The sequence below is a fragment of the Ruegeria sp. BF6 genome, from assembly GCF_056538665.1.
On the sequence record NZ_JBQFTN010000002.1, the window covers coordinates 84,994 to 102,170 of the forward strand.

14 protein-coding genes are annotated in these 17,177 nt (G+C 57.3%); 7 read left to right on the plus strand and 7 right to left on the minus strand.

All coding sequences use genetic code 11. The annotated features are described in order from the left end of the window. The first annotated feature begins 70 nt into the window (after nt 1-70). The 7 genes from ACR0IM_RS08540 to ACR0IM_RS08570 all read left to right on the plus strand — a co-directional run bounded on the left by ACR0IM_RS08540 (nt 71) and on the right by ACR0IM_RS08570 (nt 6,133). Nucleotides 71-1,258 carry an ABC transporter substrate-binding protein gene (locus ACR0IM_RS08540; protein ID WP_480681510.1) on the plus strand — a complete coding sequence of 396 codons (1,188 nt, stop codon included), beginning with the start codon at nt 71-73 and terminating at the stop codon, nt 1,256-1,258. Between the two features lie 98 nt (nt 1,259-1,356). Next, complete coding sequence (locus ACR0IM_RS08545; RefSeq protein WP_209599121.1) at nt 1,357-2,226, plus strand: branched-chain amino acid ABC transporter permease; 870 nt, start codon at nt 1,357-1,359, stop codon at nt 2,224-2,226. A 19-nt stretch (nt 2,227-2,245) separates the two neighbouring features. Then, entirely contained in the window at nt 2,246-3,217 is a 972-nt protein-coding gene (locus ACR0IM_RS08550; RefSeq protein ID WP_480681810.1) for a branched-chain amino acid ABC transporter permease, read from the plus strand. Next, complete coding sequence (locus ACR0IM_RS08555) at nt 3,214-3,996, plus strand: ABC transporter ATP-binding protein (protein ID WP_480681511.1); 783 nt, start codon at nt 3,214-3,216, stop codon at nt 3,994-3,996. The genes ACR0IM_RS08550 and ACR0IM_RS08555 overlap by 4 nt, the downstream gene beginning before the upstream one ends. A 3-nt stretch (nt 3,997-3,999) precedes the next feature. Further along, nucleotides 4,000-4,722, plus strand: a complete 723-nt coding sequence (locus ACR0IM_RS08560; RefSeq protein ID WP_480681513.1) for an ABC transporter ATP-binding protein — start codon at nt 4,000-4,002, stop codon at nt 4,720-4,722. A 7-nt stretch (nt 4,723-4,729) separates the two neighbouring features. Then, nucleotides 4,730-5,407: an aspartate/glutamate racemase family protein gene (locus ACR0IM_RS08565; protein ID WP_480681515.1), complete on the plus strand. Its 678-nt coding sequence runs from the start codon at nt 4,730-4,732 to the stop codon at nt 5,405-5,407. Nucleotides 5,408-5,812: 405 nt separating this feature from the next. After that, complete coding sequence (locus ACR0IM_RS08570; RefSeq protein WP_480681516.1) at nt 5,813-6,133, plus strand: hypothetical protein; 321 nt, start codon at nt 5,813-5,815, stop codon at nt 6,131-6,133. Nucleotides 6,134-6,369: 236 nt separating this feature from the next. Here the strand turns inward: ACR0IM_RS08570 and ACR0IM_RS08575 are convergent, their stop codons facing one another. The 7 genes from ACR0IM_RS08575 to ACR0IM_RS08605 form a co-directional block, all read right to left on the minus strand. Beyond that, on the minus strand, nt 6,370-6,894 hold the full coding sequence (locus ACR0IM_RS08575) for a flavodoxin domain-containing protein (protein WP_480681518.1): 525 nt from the start codon (nt 6,892-6,894) through the stop codon (nt 6,370-6,372). 570 nt (nt 6,895-7,464) lie between these two features. Then, nucleotides 7,465-7,785, minus strand: a complete 321-nt coding sequence (locus tag ACR0IM_RS08580) for an FAD-binding protein (RefSeq protein ID WP_480641703.1) — start codon at nt 7,783-7,785, stop codon at nt 7,465-7,467. Between the two features lie 19 nt (nt 7,786-7,804). Beyond that, the gene (locus ACR0IM_RS08585) at nt 7,805-9,475 is read right to left on the minus strand and encodes a thiamine pyrophosphate-binding protein (protein ID WP_480641702.1); all 1,671 of its coding nucleotides are present in this window, start codon (nt 9,473-9,475) and stop codon (nt 7,805-7,807) included. A gap of 4 nt (nt 9,476-9,479) precedes the next feature. Then, nucleotides 9,480-11,891, minus strand: a complete 2,412-nt coding sequence (locus ACR0IM_RS08590; RefSeq protein WP_480681519.1) for a GcvT family protein — start codon at nt 11,889-11,891, stop codon at nt 9,480-9,482. Continuing rightward, nucleotides 11,888-14,287, minus strand: coding sequence for a GcvT family protein (locus ACR0IM_RS08595; protein WP_480681520.1), 2,400 nt, complete (start codon nt 14,285-14,287; stop codon nt 11,888-11,890). The genes ACR0IM_RS08590 and ACR0IM_RS08595 overlap by 4 nt, the downstream gene beginning before the upstream one ends. Then, nucleotides 14,284-15,573, minus strand: coding sequence for an aspartate aminotransferase family protein (locus ACR0IM_RS08600; protein ID WP_480681521.1), 1,290 nt, complete (start codon nt 15,571-15,573; stop codon nt 14,284-14,286). The genes ACR0IM_RS08595 and ACR0IM_RS08600 overlap by 4 nt, the downstream gene beginning before the upstream one ends. Further along, nucleotides 15,570-17,114 (minus strand): trimethylamine methyltransferase family protein, encoded by a 1,545-nt coding sequence (locus tag ACR0IM_RS08605; protein WP_480681522.1) that lies wholly within the window; start codon nt 17,112-17,114, stop codon nt 15,570-15,572. The genes ACR0IM_RS08600 and ACR0IM_RS08605 overlap by 4 nt, the downstream gene beginning before the upstream one ends. Nucleotides 17,115-17,177: the final 63 nt, after the last annotated feature.

Consider the following 17,177-nt stretch of genomic DNA (forward strand, 5'->3'; position numbering starts at 1 on the left):
TTCGACCGGTCGCAATATACACTTCGCCAAGCGCCCAAGAGAGGCGCCGAGACCTCATAGGGAGGAAAGAATGAAACGTAGAAACCTGATGAAATCCTCAGTCGCATTAGCCGTGACCGCATCCGTCCTTGGATCCGTGGCTTGGGCCGAAAACCCAGTGCTGAAGATTGGCTTTGTAGGTGTCACTTCGGGGCCAGCCGCAGCTTGGGGTATCTCTAACCAGCGATCAATGGAGGCCCGTGCTGCATGGATAAACGAAGCTGGAGGATACAAAATCGGCGACACAACCTATGACGTTGAAATTGTATCCTTCGACGACCAGAAAGACCCCAAGCGTGCGATCGCTGGCATGGAAAAGATGGCTCAGGAAGGGATTCACTATGTCGTAGGGCCTAATGTTGACGATGGTGCCGCAGCGGTTCGTCCTGTCGCCGAAGCACAGGGGATCATGTACTTTCCCTATGCGTTCCCCAAAGAGCTCTATACCGCTCCGGCATCAAATGCCGTTCTGGGTATGGTCGCGAACTATCAGTCTGGCCCGGCAATCTACAAATACCTAAAGGACGAAAAAGGCGTGACTTCCGTTGCCTTCGTCGCCGCGAACGAATCCGATCCGTTAAGCCAGCGAGACGGTGGTGTCGAAGCCGCGAAGGCACTGGGACTTGAAGTTGTTTCCGACAATGTCACCTACCAGGTGGACACAACAGATTTTACTCCGGTGCTGACGCCTGTCATGCGAACGCAACCTGATCTGCTGGTTCTGTCGGGTGTCTCCCCAGCCAATGCACCTCAATTGATCCGGTCAGCGCGTGAACTTGGGTTTCAGGGCATTATCTCGACCGAAACTGCACAGGACGCGACGGTACTACGGGAAGGGGCAGGGGAATTGGCCAATGGCTTCATTTCCGTCGGTGGCGCCTCAACACCCGAGATCGCATCGGACGATATGAAAGAGTTCGTGAAGCGATACACAGATATGTTCGGCGAATATAACGACGAGTCGAACACCAAAGTCTACGCGCTTGAATATATTCTGGCGACTTTGAATGCGAACCCGGCGGGCATCGACGATGTGAAGGCGTTCCAGACCACAATGGACACGTTCGAAGCACCGAACCCCTTTATGAAAGGTGATGCAAAAATGCGGTATGTCGGCACGACATCTTTCGGGCAAAAACGTCAGATTGCCGTACCGCTGGTGGTGAATGTCTATCAGGATGGAGGGTTTGAAACGCTCTTTGTCGCTGAAGTCGACTGAGGCACACTTCCTCAACAAGGTAAAAGCCTAACGAGCCCCCCCCCTCACTCCCGGGCTGATGATCAGCCTGGGATACCCGAACCATATGCGGGATACTCATGGAACAGATACTAGCAAATGGCATCTATCTGGGCGCGCAATATGCGATGATCGCCTTGGGATTGACGCTGATCTTTGCCCTGATGAACGTACTGAATTTTGCTCACGGACAGATGTACGTTCTCGGCGGTTTTGTCACTTATACTTTCTACGGACAACTCGGCTGGCCTTTCGTCCTTGCGCTGCTAGCGTCCTGTATCACCCTGGCCGTGCTCGGAGCGTTGATAGAACGATTTCTGTTTGCGCCGGTCATACGACGATCCTCACGCGAAGAAAGCACAATGCTGCTGGCGGCAGGGCTGGCCTTTCTGTTCGATGCGGTGATCCTGTTGGTGTTCGGAGAAAAACAGCGCGGGGTTCCAAAGATCGTCAATGGCGTCCTCAATTGGGATTTCAAGCTGATCATGCCCTATGACCGCATCCTGATTTGTGTGCTGGCCATTCTGTCCATCGTGACCTTCATCCTGTTCATGCAATACTCCAAAACCGGCCGAGCTTTGCGCGCGCTGGCGCAAGACAGAACCGCAGCCCAGCTGATGGGCGTGAATGTTGCCCGGTACTCCATGATTGGTTTTGCATTGGGCGCGATGCTGGCCGGTTTGGTTGGCGGCCTGCTGGTGACCATCACTGGTGTCAATCTGGGCATGGGAGGACCGACCTCGATCAAGGCCTTCATGATGGTGATGATTGGCGGTGCGGGCGTGATATCCGGTGCGATTGCTGGCGGGATCATCCTTGGCTTCATGGAAGCCATCGGTCTGGCTGTCCTGTCGCAATATGGCGACATCACCTATCTGCTGATCTTCGTCTCGCTGATGATTTTCCTGGCCATCCGCCCGCAGGGCCTGATGGGCAAACCGTGGGGATAACGTAGTGCCGAAATTTTCAATGATCCAATGGGCCGGTTTGGCAGTATTCCTGATGGCCATCTTCATCGCGGTCCCCGGCTTTGTTGCGGCTTCAGGGCGGTCAGACCTTTACTACACGCTGACATCAGTTGCACTGCTGTCCATCGCCAGTGCCGGTGTCTGGCTGACCTTTTATATCGGTCGCATTAATATCGGTCAGGGTGCCTTCGCTCTGATCGGGGCCTATGTTTCGGCCATTCTGGTGACCAAGGCAGGCATGTCTTTTTGGCTTTCACTCCCACTGGCGGGCTTGTTTGCGGCCGGAGTGGCGGTGCTGATAGGCCTGCCAATCCTGCGGCTGCGCGGCGTCTATTTTGCGATGATCTCGCTTGTGCTGACGCAAGTCGTCACCCTAACCGCACTTGCACTTCCAATCACCAACGGGGCCAAGGGGATCACTTCGATCCCGCTTCCGGGCGGGGTGTCAGTCTTGGGCATTCCGCTGATCCCGGATTTTGGAACGCTGGAGAACCCACGGCTGGCTTTCTACTACACGGCCTGTGTGTTGATGGTCCTGACCTTTGCCGCCATGTATCGGTTGGTGAACTCCCGTCTTGGCCACCTGTGTCGATCAATGCAGCAGAATGAAGAACTGGCCAGCTCAATCGGTGTGAACATCTCGTATGTCCGGATCATCATTTTTGCCATTTCGTCCTTTTTGGGCGGTATTGGCGGCGCAATGTTCGGGTCGATCGCGCAGTCGGTCTATCCTTCCAGCTTTCAGGTCGCGGACAGTGTAAACTTCATGTTGAACTGCTTCCTTGGCGGGTTGGGTTACGTGTTTGGACCGATGCTTGGCACGTTGGTTCTATATTTTGGCTGGGACCTGCTGTTCGAACTCGGTCGCTTCCAGTTGCTCGCCTATTCCAGCTTGCTGATCATCCTGATGTTGTTCCTGCCCAACGGGCTGCTCAGCTTGCGTCTGTCTGGCAAGACAGGAGGTGACAAATGAGCCATCTTCTGGAAGTCCGCCACGTCACCAAAAAGTTCGGTGGCCTGACCGCCAACAGCGATATCTCGTTCAACGTGAATGAAAATGAGATCCTATCGGTGATTGGTCCAAACGGCGCAGGTAAGAGCACGCTGTTTAAGATGATCTCATCTTTCTTGCCAACGACGACGGGCGAGGTGCTGTTCGAGGGAGAAAGGATATCCAACCTGAAGCCGCATGTCGTGGCGCGCAAAGGTGTTGTTCGCACCTTTCAGGAAACGACGATATTCAAGTCTATGACCGTGCGAGAAAGCGTTATAGTCGCCCAGCACCTGCGGGCGCGCGCCTCGCTGGCCGGTTACTTTTGGGGTACCAAGACAGCCCACGAGGATGTCGACAGCTTCGGGCAATATGCCGACGATCTGATCGAATTCTTGGGTCTGACCGATATCGCCAATGAACAGGCGTCAAACCTGCCACAGGGCAATTTGCGCGCGTTGGGTATCGCGATTGGTCTGGCCACTGATCCCAAGGTGCTGCTGCTGGATGAACCCTTTGCCGGGATGAACCACGACGAGACAATGAAAATGGTCAATCTGGTGCGCAAGGTGCGCGATGACCGTGGTGTGACCGTTCTGCTGGTGGAACATGACATGCCTGCGGTGATGAATATCTCGGACCGGATCGTTGTGCTGAACTTTGGCGAGATGATTGCCGAAGGCACACCGGAGGAAATCCAGAACAACGAAAAGGTCATCGAAGCCTATCTGGGCAGTGCCGATGACGAGATCGGGATCTAAGCCATGACCAAGATGTTGGACTTCAAAGATGTCGAGCTCTACTACGATCACGTCTATGCCCTGAAAGGTGTGTCGATTGACCTTGAGCAAGGTGAAACCGTTGCCCTGATCGGTGCCAATGGCGCGGGCAAAAGCTCGATCCTGCGGGCGATCACCGGGCTGGCGAAGATCAAATCCGGATCTGTCGCGTTCGAGAGCGAACAAATCGACGGGACAAATCCAGCAGAGATCGTCTCGAAAGGCATTGCGATGGTGCCAGAGGGAAGGCGCGTCTTTCCCTATATGTCGGTCAAAGACAATCTGCTGATGGGGGCATTCACCCGTTCGGATAAAGCGGATGTGCAGCGCACGCTGGATTCCGTACTGGAGCGGTTTCCACGTTTGAAAGAGCGTTTTAGCCAATCTGCGGGTACCCTGTCGGGCGGTGAACAGCAGATGATGGTGATCGGGCGCGCATTGATGGCCAAGCCACGACTTCTGCTGTTGGACGAACCTTCGCTGGGCATCGCGCCCAAGCTGGTTCAGGACATTGCCCGCTCGATCGTGGCGATCAACCGAGATGAAGGTGTTTCAGTTCTGTTGGTCGAACAGAACTCGCGAATGGCGCTATCGATTTCGCATCGTGCCTATGCGCTGACCACCGGAAACGTCGTGATCTCGGGCAATTCAAAAGAGCTTTTGACGGATCCCCGTATCAAGGCCGCCTATCTGGGCGGGGAAGTGTGAGGACGTTGTGAAATTGCTTGTCGTCAATCCAAACACTACAAGTTCCATGACCCGAAAGATCGAAGAGGCCGCGCGGGCTGCTGCGCATCCCGAAACCACGATCCTTGCTGCCAGTTCACAACACGGTCCCGCCAGCATTCAGGGTTATCTGGATGTCTCTACCTGCATTCCCGGACTGCTGGAGGTCGTGAACGCGCATCCGGACGCGGATGCGATTGTTGTGGCTTGTTTCGATGACACCGGAGTTGACGCCGTTCGCTGTGTCACATCGGCGCCGGTCATTGGCGTTGGAGAAGCCGCCTATCATGCGGCATCCATGATCAGCCCAAAATTCAGCGTCATCACCACTTTGTCTCGTTCTCTGGCAGGGCTGGAGGCAAATCTGCTGCGATACGGGCTGGATCGCAGGTGCGTTCGGGTACGGGCATCGGATGTGCCGGTTCTGAAGCTCGAGGAAAACGATCCGGAGACCATCGACAAGATACGGGCCGAAATTCGCGCCGCGATTGATGAGGATAGGGCCGAAGCAATCGTTCTGGGTTGTGCCGGAATGACAGATTTGATGTCACAGTTATCCGAGGAATTCGGTTTACCGGTCGTTGATGGTGTTGCCTGTGCTGTCACCTTTGCCGAGGCCTTGGTCAAAGCCAAGCTCTCGACCTCGAAACTTTGTTCCTATTCCTAAGAGTTTGATCCCAGAGTTTGATGGTTCGACCCGTTCTTTGGAATGGGGCAGGCACTTTGGAACATCTTCGTCACCGAAGCGCCACGACCACGCACGCCGTCGGAACAGCTGCGTGGTGATCGCAAGCTTCCTGCGCGAAAAGGAGCTGGGAGCTTGAAACTAACCCAATGACGGTCGCGAATTAGAGCAAGCGGCAGACGGTTGACGACAGGAAGAGCGGCCCGAAAAGCTGCGTTCAATAATTCTTATATTGAAGGAGGAAGCGATTTTCGTTGCCTTACAACGGCACTCGCTCTTGCCTTTGGATGGCAGGCGCGATCAGCTTCGCTCACGTTTGCAAAAGCCGTTCCACCAGATACTTGGTAGCCCGGCATTATCGAAGCCGGACAGGATCCTTTAGACCTGATGCAGATAACAGACTGGTTCATGACGATGGCACGCCTAACAGATGCAGAGGATCACATTCCAAGGCACCGGGTTATCGATGTTGTGGATCAGAGTGGGTTTTTGCTTTTTGGAGAAGGTACCGGACGTGGGGATTTCATTTTCCACTATAACCGCGGTCGGCTTGAAGCCGTGCGCAAGGATCAGGTCAAAAGGAACCTGAAACCAAACAACCCGGATTTCCATTTCTACGAAATGTACAACAATTACCACGATCCGGCAGAACGCTTTCCAAACGAGATTCAAAATGGTCTCTGGGCAGGACCGGTCTCACCAAGATGATCCACGAGCATTACGCGTTGATCCAACAATTTCCTCATAGGGGGTTGCAGGGTCATTATCGGGAATTCGACCGGTCCTTCGACCCCGAACTGACACCTGTCTACACCGCACAGAAAACCGTAGATTGGTAACCGGAATAGTAGCTCTGAACTTCTGGCCGCGTGCACAAAGACTACCAGTACCCGCGGTCAGAATTTGCTGTTGTCTGCTTTACTTGCTTCAGAATACCGGTCGCATTACTCGTCCAGAAAAGCTGTTACGGTCGTTTTCAACGCGTCCCAATCAGTGAATTCTCTTACGCAATCTCGAGGATCAAGCTTCCGGCCTAGCAAGACAACGTGTTGAACGATCTCTTTTTCAAAATACCCGTAATTATCAGGCCGTACGGCACCAGCGACCAAGGCGGTAGCGTCTGGTTCGAAATTTGTTCGCATCAGCATCTCGGTGAGATAGTCCCGCGCGTCCTCCTGACCTTTCTGAAAAGCTGCTTTTAGACTGACTGAAAGCACAAGTGATCTTCGCGCGGTTAATGCAACGTTTTGGTTTTCCAAAAACGCCTCAAACGACTCGGGGTGTCGGCGTTCATGTACGGGAGCCGCCAGGATGACGTGATCCACATCTTCCAAAGGCACTGGGGCTGCCAGTTGACCTATATCTATCAGCCTTGTTTCGTATCCGGCTTCTTTTGAGACTTCGCTAATGAATCTCGCGATCTTGGCCGTCTGACCTTCAATTGTTCCGTAGGCAATAAGTACTGCCATTATGACACTCCCGAATACCGGCTAAACAGCGAACTTACTATGCCGAAACTCTTCGCCACGGCCCTTGATTTCAATCAAAGGTGTCGGCCTCGCTAAGCACTGTAGGTAAAGGCGCGACGTCGATTTGGTCGGCTCATATTGTTCTGGAAAGCACAAAAGCTGTGGCTAGCCAAAATCCATTGCGCGTTAGTTGACCTAAGCGCGTGTCTTGGTTCTTTTGCTTTGAAATCAAATTCGAGCAGGTTTCATTATGGTCGCTTTGAAAGGCTGTCATTTCCCTAGGATGTGGTTTTGGACGCCGTGTTTCTATATTTGCGTTACACGGCCTCCTATCGCGACCTTGAAGAAATCATGGCTAATCATCGCGCGGAAGATGAGTGACTTTGACCTCGAAAATTTGGCAGGCAAACTGATCCGACAGATCTAGGATCACGCGGCCGTATTTGGCCTAGGTATCGTTGCGAAAATCCGCACCTTCATCGACAGATCACCGACCAGTAGCGTTGACCATGATCCCCCCAGGGATGTGAAGGTTTCTGGAACCCGTCACCGACATCCAGATCGCCGAATTCAGGAGCGTTGTAATCCCAGCCGTTCACTTAGTGCCGGGTCGGTGCAGTAACGGGTGACACGAAACATGTTGTCAAAGTTTTGATCGGTGGTGTAGGTGCCAAAATCGGTTATCGCTATCTGTTCTCCGGGCAACTCCGGGCACAGCGCCCTGATATCCTTGACCCCGTCATTGGCAAATCGGATTGCCCCAGCGGTGTAGCGTGAGTTGCCGCCATTTTCCTCTTCGCTGGAGCATTCCAGTATCAACACGATGGCCCCGTTCTTCCGTGCCGTATGGGCCGCGCAATACGCGGCATTGCCCGCCCCTATGATGATCACATCCTAGTTTGTCATCCGGTCAATCCTTGTGTTGGGCCTTGAACAGATCCTTGCGCAGCGTCATCAGCGCTCCGGGATCTATTCTGGCTTGAATAACGGTTGTCTCGTTCGAGGCGATGGCCTGTTGCAGGGCAGGGTTCATACCACCGGGGCCATCGACCCAGATGCCTTTGCCCCCGCAGAGCTCGGCAAATTTGTCATAGCGTGGTGACTGGATTTCTGCGCCCAGCAAGCGCCCACCGTAGAACTCTTGTTGATAGGCCTTTTCGGCACCCCAGGCCTGGTTATCCAGCACGATGATAGTGATCGGCAGATCATGCTGAATGGCTGTCTGAATCTCGATCATTGTGTATCCCGCGGCCCCGTCGCCCATGATCGCCACAACGGGCCGATCGGGTGCGGCAGCTTTGGCGCCGATGGCCGCTGCCAGGCCAAAGCCGACAAGGCCAAAGTCCAGCGGCGTGATCAGGCTCATCGGTGCGTAATGCGCTAGCCGATCTGCGGCTTGCAAACAGGTGTTGCCGGTGTCCAGCGTCACTATGGCGTCTTCCGGCAGGGTTTCGCGGATTTCCGCCAGCGCGCGGCGCGGGTGCATCGGCAGCGTGTCCAGTGCCGCCTCTTGGGCACGCTCGGCAGCAAGGCTTTCCATGTCGGCTCGGAACGTGTCGCGCCAATCCTCGCAGGCCGGGCGGGTAGCGGCCCTTGACAGCGCCTCAGCGGTCAGGCGGGCATCGCCCTGTGCGGCGATCTCGGCTGGGAAGTAGCGGCCTACAGCGGATCCTTCGACATCCACATGGGCAATTCTGGTGTCCTTCCCGACATAATCGTGGCTATGGAATGTGGAGTTGAAGCCAAGCCGCGCGCCCAGCACCACCATCACATCGGCTTCCTTGGTCAACCGGCTTGCGACGCGGTTGCCACGCGGCCCTGCCTGACCGGCAAACCACTGGTGGCCATGTCGCATTACGTCCGCATGCCCGGTCGAGGCGACCACGGGCACTTCCAGCTTTTCAGCAAGCGCTGTCAGGGCGTTGCGCCCGGCGCCCCATTTGAAACCGCCCCCGGCAAAGATCACCGGGCGCGTGGCCTGCGAAAGCAACCTGGAAATCGCGGTGATATCTGCCGGAGCTGCCGGACCCGGACGGGCAATGTTCACCGGATTGGGCGTGACTTCTGGCACGTCAGCGGCAAAAAGATCGCGCGGGACATGCAGCACTACTGGCCCGCGCCGCCCGGTGTTGGCCAGCCGGATTGCATCCTCCAGCATCGGGGCAAGCCGTGAAGGATCGGTGACCATGACGGAACGTTTGCAGATCGGCGCAAACAAGGCCACCTGGTCAATTTCCTGGAACGTATCTTTGCACTGATCAGCGCGGGTGATCGCACCGGCAATCACCACAAGTGGGGAATAGGCCAGCTGTGCCTCCGCAACCGCAGTCACGATATTGACGACGCCGGGCCCGGCTTGCGCCCCCAACACCACGCCGGGCTTACCCGTCATCCGTGCCCAGGCATCGGCCATGTGCCCTGCAGCCCGCTCATCTCGGCCACCGACATAGGCGATCTCGCCGCCCTTATACATCGCATCATAAAGTTCCAGCATTGATCCACCCAGCAACCCGAACACGGTGTCAATGCCGTTGGCTTTCAAAACGCGGTAAACGGCTTCTCCGCCGTTGATGGTTGTCATCGGCTCAATCCTCGGATCTTGGGCGTAGGTTTTGCGGGTCAAACAGGGCGTCTGAATGGACAGTTACGGGGATGGCGCGGTTCAGGATCTGCACGCTCAGGCCATCCTTCGACGTACCCTTGCGCACGAACAGCCAGCCCAGCGATTTACCGACCGTATAGCCGTAACCGCCGGATGTGGTCAGGCCGACGGGTTTGCCGTTCAGGAGCACCGGCTCGCCGCCGTGAATGTCGACGTCTTCGGCGTGCAACTCGCCATAAAACAACTCCCAGTCCGGTGTGCGGCTGAGCAGCGCATTGCGGCCAATGAAACCCCTCCCTTTACTGACGACAAAGCGATCGAGGCCAACATCCTGAGGGCCGACATCTGCGGTTAACTCGCTGCTGGCACGAAAAGCTTTTTCCATACGCATCCCGTTGAAGGCGTAAGAACCGATATCGGTCAGGCCATGGGGCTCACCTGCCTTGAACAAGGCGTCGTAGAGCAGGCCGATATGTTCCAACGGAGCGTGCAATTCCCAGCCCAGCTCGCCGACAAACGATACCCTGAGCGCATAACAAGCGATGCCTGCCACAGTAATCTCCTGACCTGACAGCCAAGGGAAGGCTTTGTTCGACAGGTCAATGTCAGTAAGACTTGACAAGATGCGCCGGGAGGCGGGGCCGGACATGGCCAACATGCCCCAATCAACTGAACGATTAATCATCTGCACATCCTCGCCGGGGCGAATGTGCGACTTGATCCAGTCGAAGTCGGGTGTGGCCCGGGCGATAGGGGAGCCGGTGAAAAACCGATCTTCGGACATCCGCCAGATGGTGATTTCAGTCTCAAAACGGCCTTGCGGTGTCAGCAGATGATTGAGACTCATCCTGCCGTCTTTCGTCGGAACGCGGTTGGCGGAAAGCCGGTCCAGAAGCGCGTGAGCGTCCTTGCCGGAAATCTCGAATTGGGCAAAGGCACAGAGGTCGATCACCCCAGCAGCCCTGCGCGTGGCTTTGGCCTCGGTCATGGCGTTATTATGCCAATTCTGGTGGCCCCAACCAAACTGTTCGACCTCGCCGACCTCGCCAAAATACCGGGGTCGTTCCCACCCGGCGATCTCGCCAAAGACGGCGCCCCTTGCGGCCAGCCGGTCATATAACGGATGCCGGTTCAGCGGCCGCAGGCTATTGAACTGCTTACCCGGGCAAGGCGTGTCATGGCGGCGCATGAATTCGTCTTTGGTGCGTTCGATGATGAAATGATCCGTGGTGAAATCACCGAAACGACGTGGATCAAATCCGCGTGTGTTGATCTCGGTTTCTCCATGCACCATCCAGTCGGCCAAAACCTTGCCCGCGCCCCCACCCCATGCCAAGCCGATGGACGACCCACAAGATAGCCAGACATTTGGCGCGCCCGACGGCCCAACCAACATCCCGCCGTCCGGGGTGTGCGTGATCGCCCCTCGCACGGTGCGCTTGATGCCAAGATCGGCCAGGATCGGCATCTTGTCGAAGGCCACCATCAGGAAGTCGCCAATCGAATCGTAATCTGCCTGAAACAACTCGTTCTCGGCGGCCCATGGCGCACCTTCGGGCATTTCCCATACGGTGGGACAGACATGGCCCTCGTAGATGCCGATCAGCCCTGATTTCTGTTCCTGCCGGATATAGCCGCCAAAGGCGTTGTCGCGCATCACCGGCAATTCCGGGCGATCTGCGAATTCAGGCACCGTATCGGTGACCAGATAATGGTGCAGGCAGGATACGCTGGGGATTTTCAACCCGAACCATTCACCAACCTGATTGGCGTAAGAACCAGCAGCGATAACGATGTGTTCGGCCAACACATCTCCCTTTTCGGTCCTGAGAAGCCACATATCGCCCTTGCGTGATGCACCTGTCACACGGTTATTGCGCTCAATTACCGCGCCGCGTTTCCGGGTTGCTGCGGCCAGCGCCATGGTCACGCCCGAAGGGTCGATATGCCCGTCCTCATAGGTGCGAACGGCCGCCTTAACATCGTCGACCCTGTAGAACGGGTTGATAGCGTTGACCTCATCCGGTCCGATCAGGTCCATCGGCAGGTCGAGCAGTTTGCCCACCCCCATGATCGACTTCATCCAGTCGACTTCGGCATCACTCGTGGCAATCCGAATGCCGCCAACCTCATGCCAGCCGATGCTTTGCCCGGTTTCCTTTTCGATCCGTTTGTAGGTCTCGATCGAGGTTTTGTTGATCCAGCCCATCAGGCGGTTACCGACGGCGTGGGCAATTTGTCCCGCCGCATGCCATGTGGAGCCGCTGGTGAGTTCCGCCTTTTCAAACAGAATGCTGTCGGTCCAGCCATTTTCGGCCAGCTGAAACTGGGCTGCCACGCCCATGATGCCGCCGCCGATGATGGCAACCCGGGTGGTTCGCATCGTGTCGCTCATGCGAAGGCCTCCTTGGCGGGTTTAAGAGAGGCTTTGGCCGAGAACCTGGCGCAGGCGATTTCCACCTCAAAACCATCTAACACGGTTTGCGTTTCGAGCCCGCTCAAAGGTGCGCTGACCATCCCAAGCGCCACGGAGCGTTCGAACCGATAGCTCCACGCTGTCGAGGTGATCTGCCCGACAACCTGCCCGTCGAAATAGATTGGCTCGTCATGAATCGGGATGGCATCGGGAGTGTCAAAAAGGAACGAAGCAATGCGCCTATTGGCTTGTTGAGTTTTCAAAACCTCTTCACCGACAAATCCGGTACCGATCGCGCAAAACGCGCCCAAGCCTGCCTCGAACGGCGTGGTGCCGGGCGTTAACTCGTGGCCAAAGGCGCGAAAGCCACTTTCAATCCGCAAGCTGCCGCTGGCATAAAGCCCGGCGTGGGACGCGCCCGCCGCGACCAGAGCCTCATGCGCGGCCATGGCCATGTCTGAGGGGATATAGAGTTCGAACCCTTCCTCCCCGGTAAAGGAAAGCCGGCCCGCCCAGCCCCGTGCAAGGCCGATTTCTACAGAGCCAAAGTGGAATCGCTTGAGTTCAGGAACAGGCATGTTGGTGGTCGCTTGTAGCACGGAACGCGCCTGTGCCCCGGCCAACCCGAGGATGGCGTAGCCGCTCGTCACGTCCGTGAATTCGACACGGTATGCGTCGCGTGTATAACGCATCCGCTTCATGACGCGCACAACCTCACCAGTGCCGACGATCAGCAAGTAGACGTCCGGCCCGTGGCGTTGCACCGTAAGGTCACTTTCGACGCCGCCACGCGCGTTCAGGATTTGGGAATACACGATGCGTCCCTCCGGTACTTGCATCTGCGCCGCGCAGAGTCGGTTGAGAAAGGCACAGGCATCCGGTCCTTGCACCATGATCTTGCCGAACGCACTTTGGTCCAGTATGGCCGCGCCCGAGCGGCAGGCTTCGACCTCGCGCCCTACCTGTTCGCGCCAGGTCGGCACACCAAAGCTCAGTGGTAAATGCGCAGTGTCACCGCCAAAATGCACGGCCCGCTCCCAACCGCCTCGAGCCTCGAAGCGCGCACCTGCTGCGATCAGCCCTGCGTGAACAGGCGAACGACGTTGCCCTCGGGCGGTCTCCATCGAACGCCCCGGATAGGGGTTGTCGTAGTGACGACCTAAGACCTCGGGGATGCGGGCCTCCAACGCGCCTAGCACATTCATTTCCGGGCTGAACCGGCGGATGTCGGCCTCGTTCAATTCCATTGTCGGCTCACCTGCGATGATCCACTCGGCCATGGCTTTGCCGGCTCCACCCGCCAGCGTGATGCCCGTCGAGTTCATTCCCCCCGTCAGGAACAGCCCCGGCACTTCGGGGCTTTCACCCAGCATGAACTGGCTGTCGAGCGTAAAGCTCTCGGGTCCATTGAGCAGCATCCGCACTTCGGCCCGTTCCAATGCAGGAATCCGGCGCAGGGCATTTTCCATCATTGGCATGAAATGATCCCAATCCTCATCCAGCAGATCGAACGAGAAATCGGCGGGCAGTCGGTCAAGTGGCAGGCCCTTGGCATGGGGCTCGAAGGAGCCGACCAGCAGCCCCTCGACATCATCACGGGCATAAAGGAAGGCATCCTGATCGTTCAGCGTCGGAAGATGCGCACCTTTGCCAAGTGCCTGCACTTCGGGTAAAGGCTTGGTCAGGATGTAAAAATGCTCGCAGGCATAAAGCGGCATATGTGCGCCCGCCATCGCCGCCACTTCCCGAGACCACAGTCCGCAGGCAATCACCACTTCGTCAGCCTCGATCACGTGATCACCAACCTCGACCCCCGACACACGTCCGCCCTTCTTTTTCAGTCCGGTCACGGGTGTGTCCTCATAAATCTCCACCCCGCGCGTCCTGGCGCCTTTCGACAATGCGAGCGCCACATCGGACGGATTGACCCTGCCATCAGAGGGTGACCAGACCGCGCCGATCACGTCGCCGACTTCGATCAGCGGCCACAGCTCTTTTGCCCGGGCCGCGTCGACCACTTCGGCTTCAAGCCCGAAGGCGCGGCCCAGCGAGACCTGACGCTTGATGTTGGTGAGCCGATCCGAATTGGTGGCCAGTGTCAGAGATCCGGTCTGCATCCAACCGGTGGCCTGACCGGTTTCACGTTCCAGCTCGCCATAAAGGTCGATGGAATAGTTGATCAGCTTGGTCAGCGTGGCCGAAGGGCGCAACCGCCGGACCAGCCCCGCCGCATGCCAGGTGGTGCCGCTGGTCAGTTTCGAGCGTTCGAGAACGACGATATTCCGCCGCCCCTCGCGGGCAAGGTGATAGGCGATAGAGCAGCCAATGACGCCGCCGCCAATGATGACCGTCCGGGCGTGGGTAGGCAGGGTCATGACAGCACTCCGCCGCCGATCATGTCGGAAAGGGTGGCGCGGAAAGCATCGATTGCCTCATCAATCAGTTCAGGCGTATGGGCAGCAGAAGTCAGACCTGACGTATAGGTCATCATGTCCACCCCACGATCCAGCATCCCGTCGCGGTAAGCCTTGACCTGCGCCTTGGGCAGGCCGCGGATTTGCGCCGGGGAGAGACCCGTCAAACTGTCACGGCCAAAATGCACATGAAAGATCGAGCTGTCGCCATAGGCCAAGCCGGTCACTCCAAGGGTGTGCATGGTGTTGTTCATGCCGTCGCGCATCCGTGCGGCCATTTCGTCCGCCCAGGCTTGTGCCTCGCCGGTTGCAAGTAGGGGCATTGCAGCGCAAGCGGCCGCTGCGATCAGGGGCGAGCCGTTAAAGGTTCCCTTGTGGCTGACCGCCGGGGCCAGCCCGTCGCGCGAGGTCGCGTTGTTCATCAACTCCATGATGTCGGCCCGGCCACAGACGGCCCCGCCAGGCAACCCTCCTGTGACGGATTTGGCCAGTGTGGTCAGGTCTGGCACGACCCCGTCTCGTGCCTGCCGTCCTCCGGGAGACCAGCGGAATCCGGTAATGATTTCGTCGAAGATCAGCACGACGCCGGCGGCGCGGGCGACATCATGCAGGTCGCGTAAAGTCTCGGTTCCCAGAGGTACGCAGCCGTAATTGGCTCCGGATACCTCGACAATGACTGTTCCGATACGGTCATCCTGAAGTGCGGCCTGCATCGCCTGCGGTTCAGCAGCGCACACTTGAATCAGATCGTTTACCGCATCTGGAATGCCAAGCGACGACGCCCTGTCACTGCCCGGCTTTGCGCCTTTCAGCGCATGATCGTGCCAGCCGTGAAAATGCCCGTCGAGGCGCAGCACGTGATCCTTGCCAGACCAGGCCCGCGCCAGACGCAACGCCAGCATGGTCGCTTCGGTCCCTGAAGCAGCGAACCGGGTGCGGTCAGCCGAAGGGTAAAGCCGGTTGATCCATTCAGCCCAAGTGATCTCGGCCTCATGGCAATCCGCCGAGAATATCGACCTTTCGGCCTGTTTCCGGATCGCTTCGGTGATGACGGGATGGCAATGGCCCAGCATCTGGCTGGCCGAGCCCATCTTGAAATCGATAAAGCGCCGACCGTCCACATCCCACTTTTCTGCACCTTTGGCGCGGTTGATAAAGACGGGATACGGTTCACGATAGCGCAGCTCGTGACTCACGCCGCCGGGCAAGACGGTACGGGCACGGGTACTGAGATCGCTGCTACTCATGTTGGCCTGCCGATCTGGTCGCGGGTAAGACGGATGTCGAAGCGGGTGCGCAATGTTTGGTCAACTTCGTCCGGGATGTGGCTCGGGAAGTGGCTGGCCAGTATGTCACGCGCCCTTTGCCGGGCCCGTTCACCGACCGGATGTGAACCGTCATCCTGCCATTCACGGGGCGTGCGGCGGTCGCCGACATCCGGATAAAAATAGTCCGACTTCATACGGTTGAACGTATGTGTCTCACCCAGATAGTGACCTTCACCTCGACAAACCTCGGCAATCACATCCGCCGCAATATTCTCGTGCGTGGCCTCAACGCCCCTCAGGGTACGGAGGATGTTGCCCAATAGATCGTTGTCGCTGATATAGGCCGCATGACTGACCCCCAGCAGGCTGGACATCATGCCTGCCGCTTGCGTGACGATGTTGGACCCCGCATGGGCCGCCATGGCAACGGCCAGTGATTTCTCAGCGCCATATTGCGCATCAAGACACTTGGAATCGGTAATGCCCGCAATGGACGAGGTAGGTAGGTCGAAATGCCGTCCCATCTGTGCCGCACCCGCCATCAGAATCGCCTGTTCACCGCCGCCGCCACTCATTGAGCCAGTGCGCAGATCGGCCACCAGCGGCTTCGGGGCAAAGATCGCTTTGACCTCCGGGTCGACTAGTTGTGCAAACACCAGCCCCGCCAGTGTTTCTGCCACCGCCTGAACCAAAGAGCCGGCAATGGTCGCCGGGCTGGTCGCCCCGGCCTGACCGGCGCTGATCAGCTGAACTGGGAAACCCGCATTGATCGCCGCCTCCAGCACCTCGCAGGCCTCTTCAGCAAAACGCATTGGTGGCACCACATGGCAAACCATCACCGTTATGAAAGGACGAGCGCGAAATGCGGCCTCGCCCCCGGCAATGCGATAGCAAAGCTCGGCGATGGCGGGCACGTTCGCAGGTTCACTGATTGAGATCGACACATGCTTAGACGTGCCCATCAGGCAGGCATAGGCGGTGTTAAGGTCCATTACTTCGTTGTCGTCGATATCACGCGCTACTACCGAGCGGCTGAAATGATGAATGTTGTCCATCCGGTCAACGATCCGCGCCGCATCATAAAGATCGCAAAGGGTCGAGTCCCGGTAGCCCCCGGTATCCATGTCAAAGACACCTGGCGCCGCACCTCCGGTCGACATGTGGACGCGGGCATCTTCGATATGCAGATCGTGGTTCGGAGTTTGCCCACACAGGGTAAACCCTCTCTGCGCTTGCTCGATTGTCCGCTGCACCAGAGCGCGCGGAAACAACAATCGGCCGTCATCAGTCAACCGGCCACCCGCCTTGGTGACCCTATCAATCATCGAAGGGATGGCCTGGCTCAGACCCAGCGTCTCCAGCAGAGACAGTACGGCTTCTTCAACCAAAGCAACCTCTTGCGAGGAAAGTGGTTTCAGTCGCGCGCCCTCAAGCCCTGGCCAAACCGGCGGGTTTGCATCGGGTTCATCCGTCTGTTTAAGGCGTTCCTTCCGGCCGCGCCTTCGGGATTCTGAGATCATCGCTACATGAGTCCAGGTTTACGCCTCTACACGTTTTGTTTATGCCGGCAGCATTTACAAATG

Excerpts from the sequence above, each read along its gene's own strand:
- ACR0IM_RS08560 (WP_480681513.1), top strand. The coding sequence starts at position 4,000 with ATGACCAAGATGTTGGACTTCAAAGATGTCGAGCTCTACTACGATCAC.
- ACR0IM_RS08550 (WP_480681810.1), top strand. The coding sequence starts at position 2,246 with ATGATCCAATGGGCCGGTTTGGCAGTATTCCTGATGGCCATCTTCATC.
- ACR0IM_RS08600 (WP_480681521.1), bottom strand. The coding sequence starts at position 15,573 with ATGAGTAGCAGCGATCTCAGTACCCGTGCCCGTACCGTCTTGCCCGGC.
- ACR0IM_RS08555 (WP_480681511.1), top strand. The coding sequence starts at position 3,214 with ATGAGCCATCTTCTGGAAGTCCGCCACGTCACCAAAAAGTTCGGTGGC.
- ACR0IM_RS08595 (WP_480681520.1), bottom strand. The coding sequence starts at position 14,287 with ATGACCCTGCCTACCCACGCCCGGACGGTCATCATTGGCGGCGGCGTC.
- ACR0IM_RS08585 (WP_480641702.1), bottom strand. The coding sequence starts at position 9,475 with ATGACAACCATCAACGGCGGAGAAGCCGTTTACCGCGTTTTGAAAGCC.
- ACR0IM_RS08590 (WP_480681519.1), bottom strand. The coding sequence starts at position 11,891 with ATGAGCGACACGATGCGAACCACCCGGGTTGCCATCATCGGCGGCGGC.
- ACR0IM_RS08575 (WP_480681518.1), bottom strand. The coding sequence starts at position 6,894 with ATGGCAGTACTTATTGCCTACGGAACAATTGAAGGTCAGACGGCCAAG.
- ACR0IM_RS08540 (WP_480681510.1), top strand. The coding sequence starts at position 71 with ATGAAACGTAGAAACCTGATGAAATCCTCAGTCGCATTAGCCGTGACC.
- ACR0IM_RS08605 (WP_480681522.1), bottom strand. The coding sequence starts at position 17,114 with ATGATCTCAGAATCCCGAAGGCGCGGCCGGAAGGAACGCCTTAAACAG.
- ACR0IM_RS08570 (WP_480681516.1), top strand. The coding sequence starts at position 5,813 with ATGCAGATAACAGACTGGTTCATGACGATGGCACGCCTAACAGATGCA.
- ACR0IM_RS08545 (WP_209599121.1), top strand. The coding sequence starts at position 1,357 with ATGGAACAGATACTAGCAAATGGCATCTATCTGGGCGCGCAATATGCG.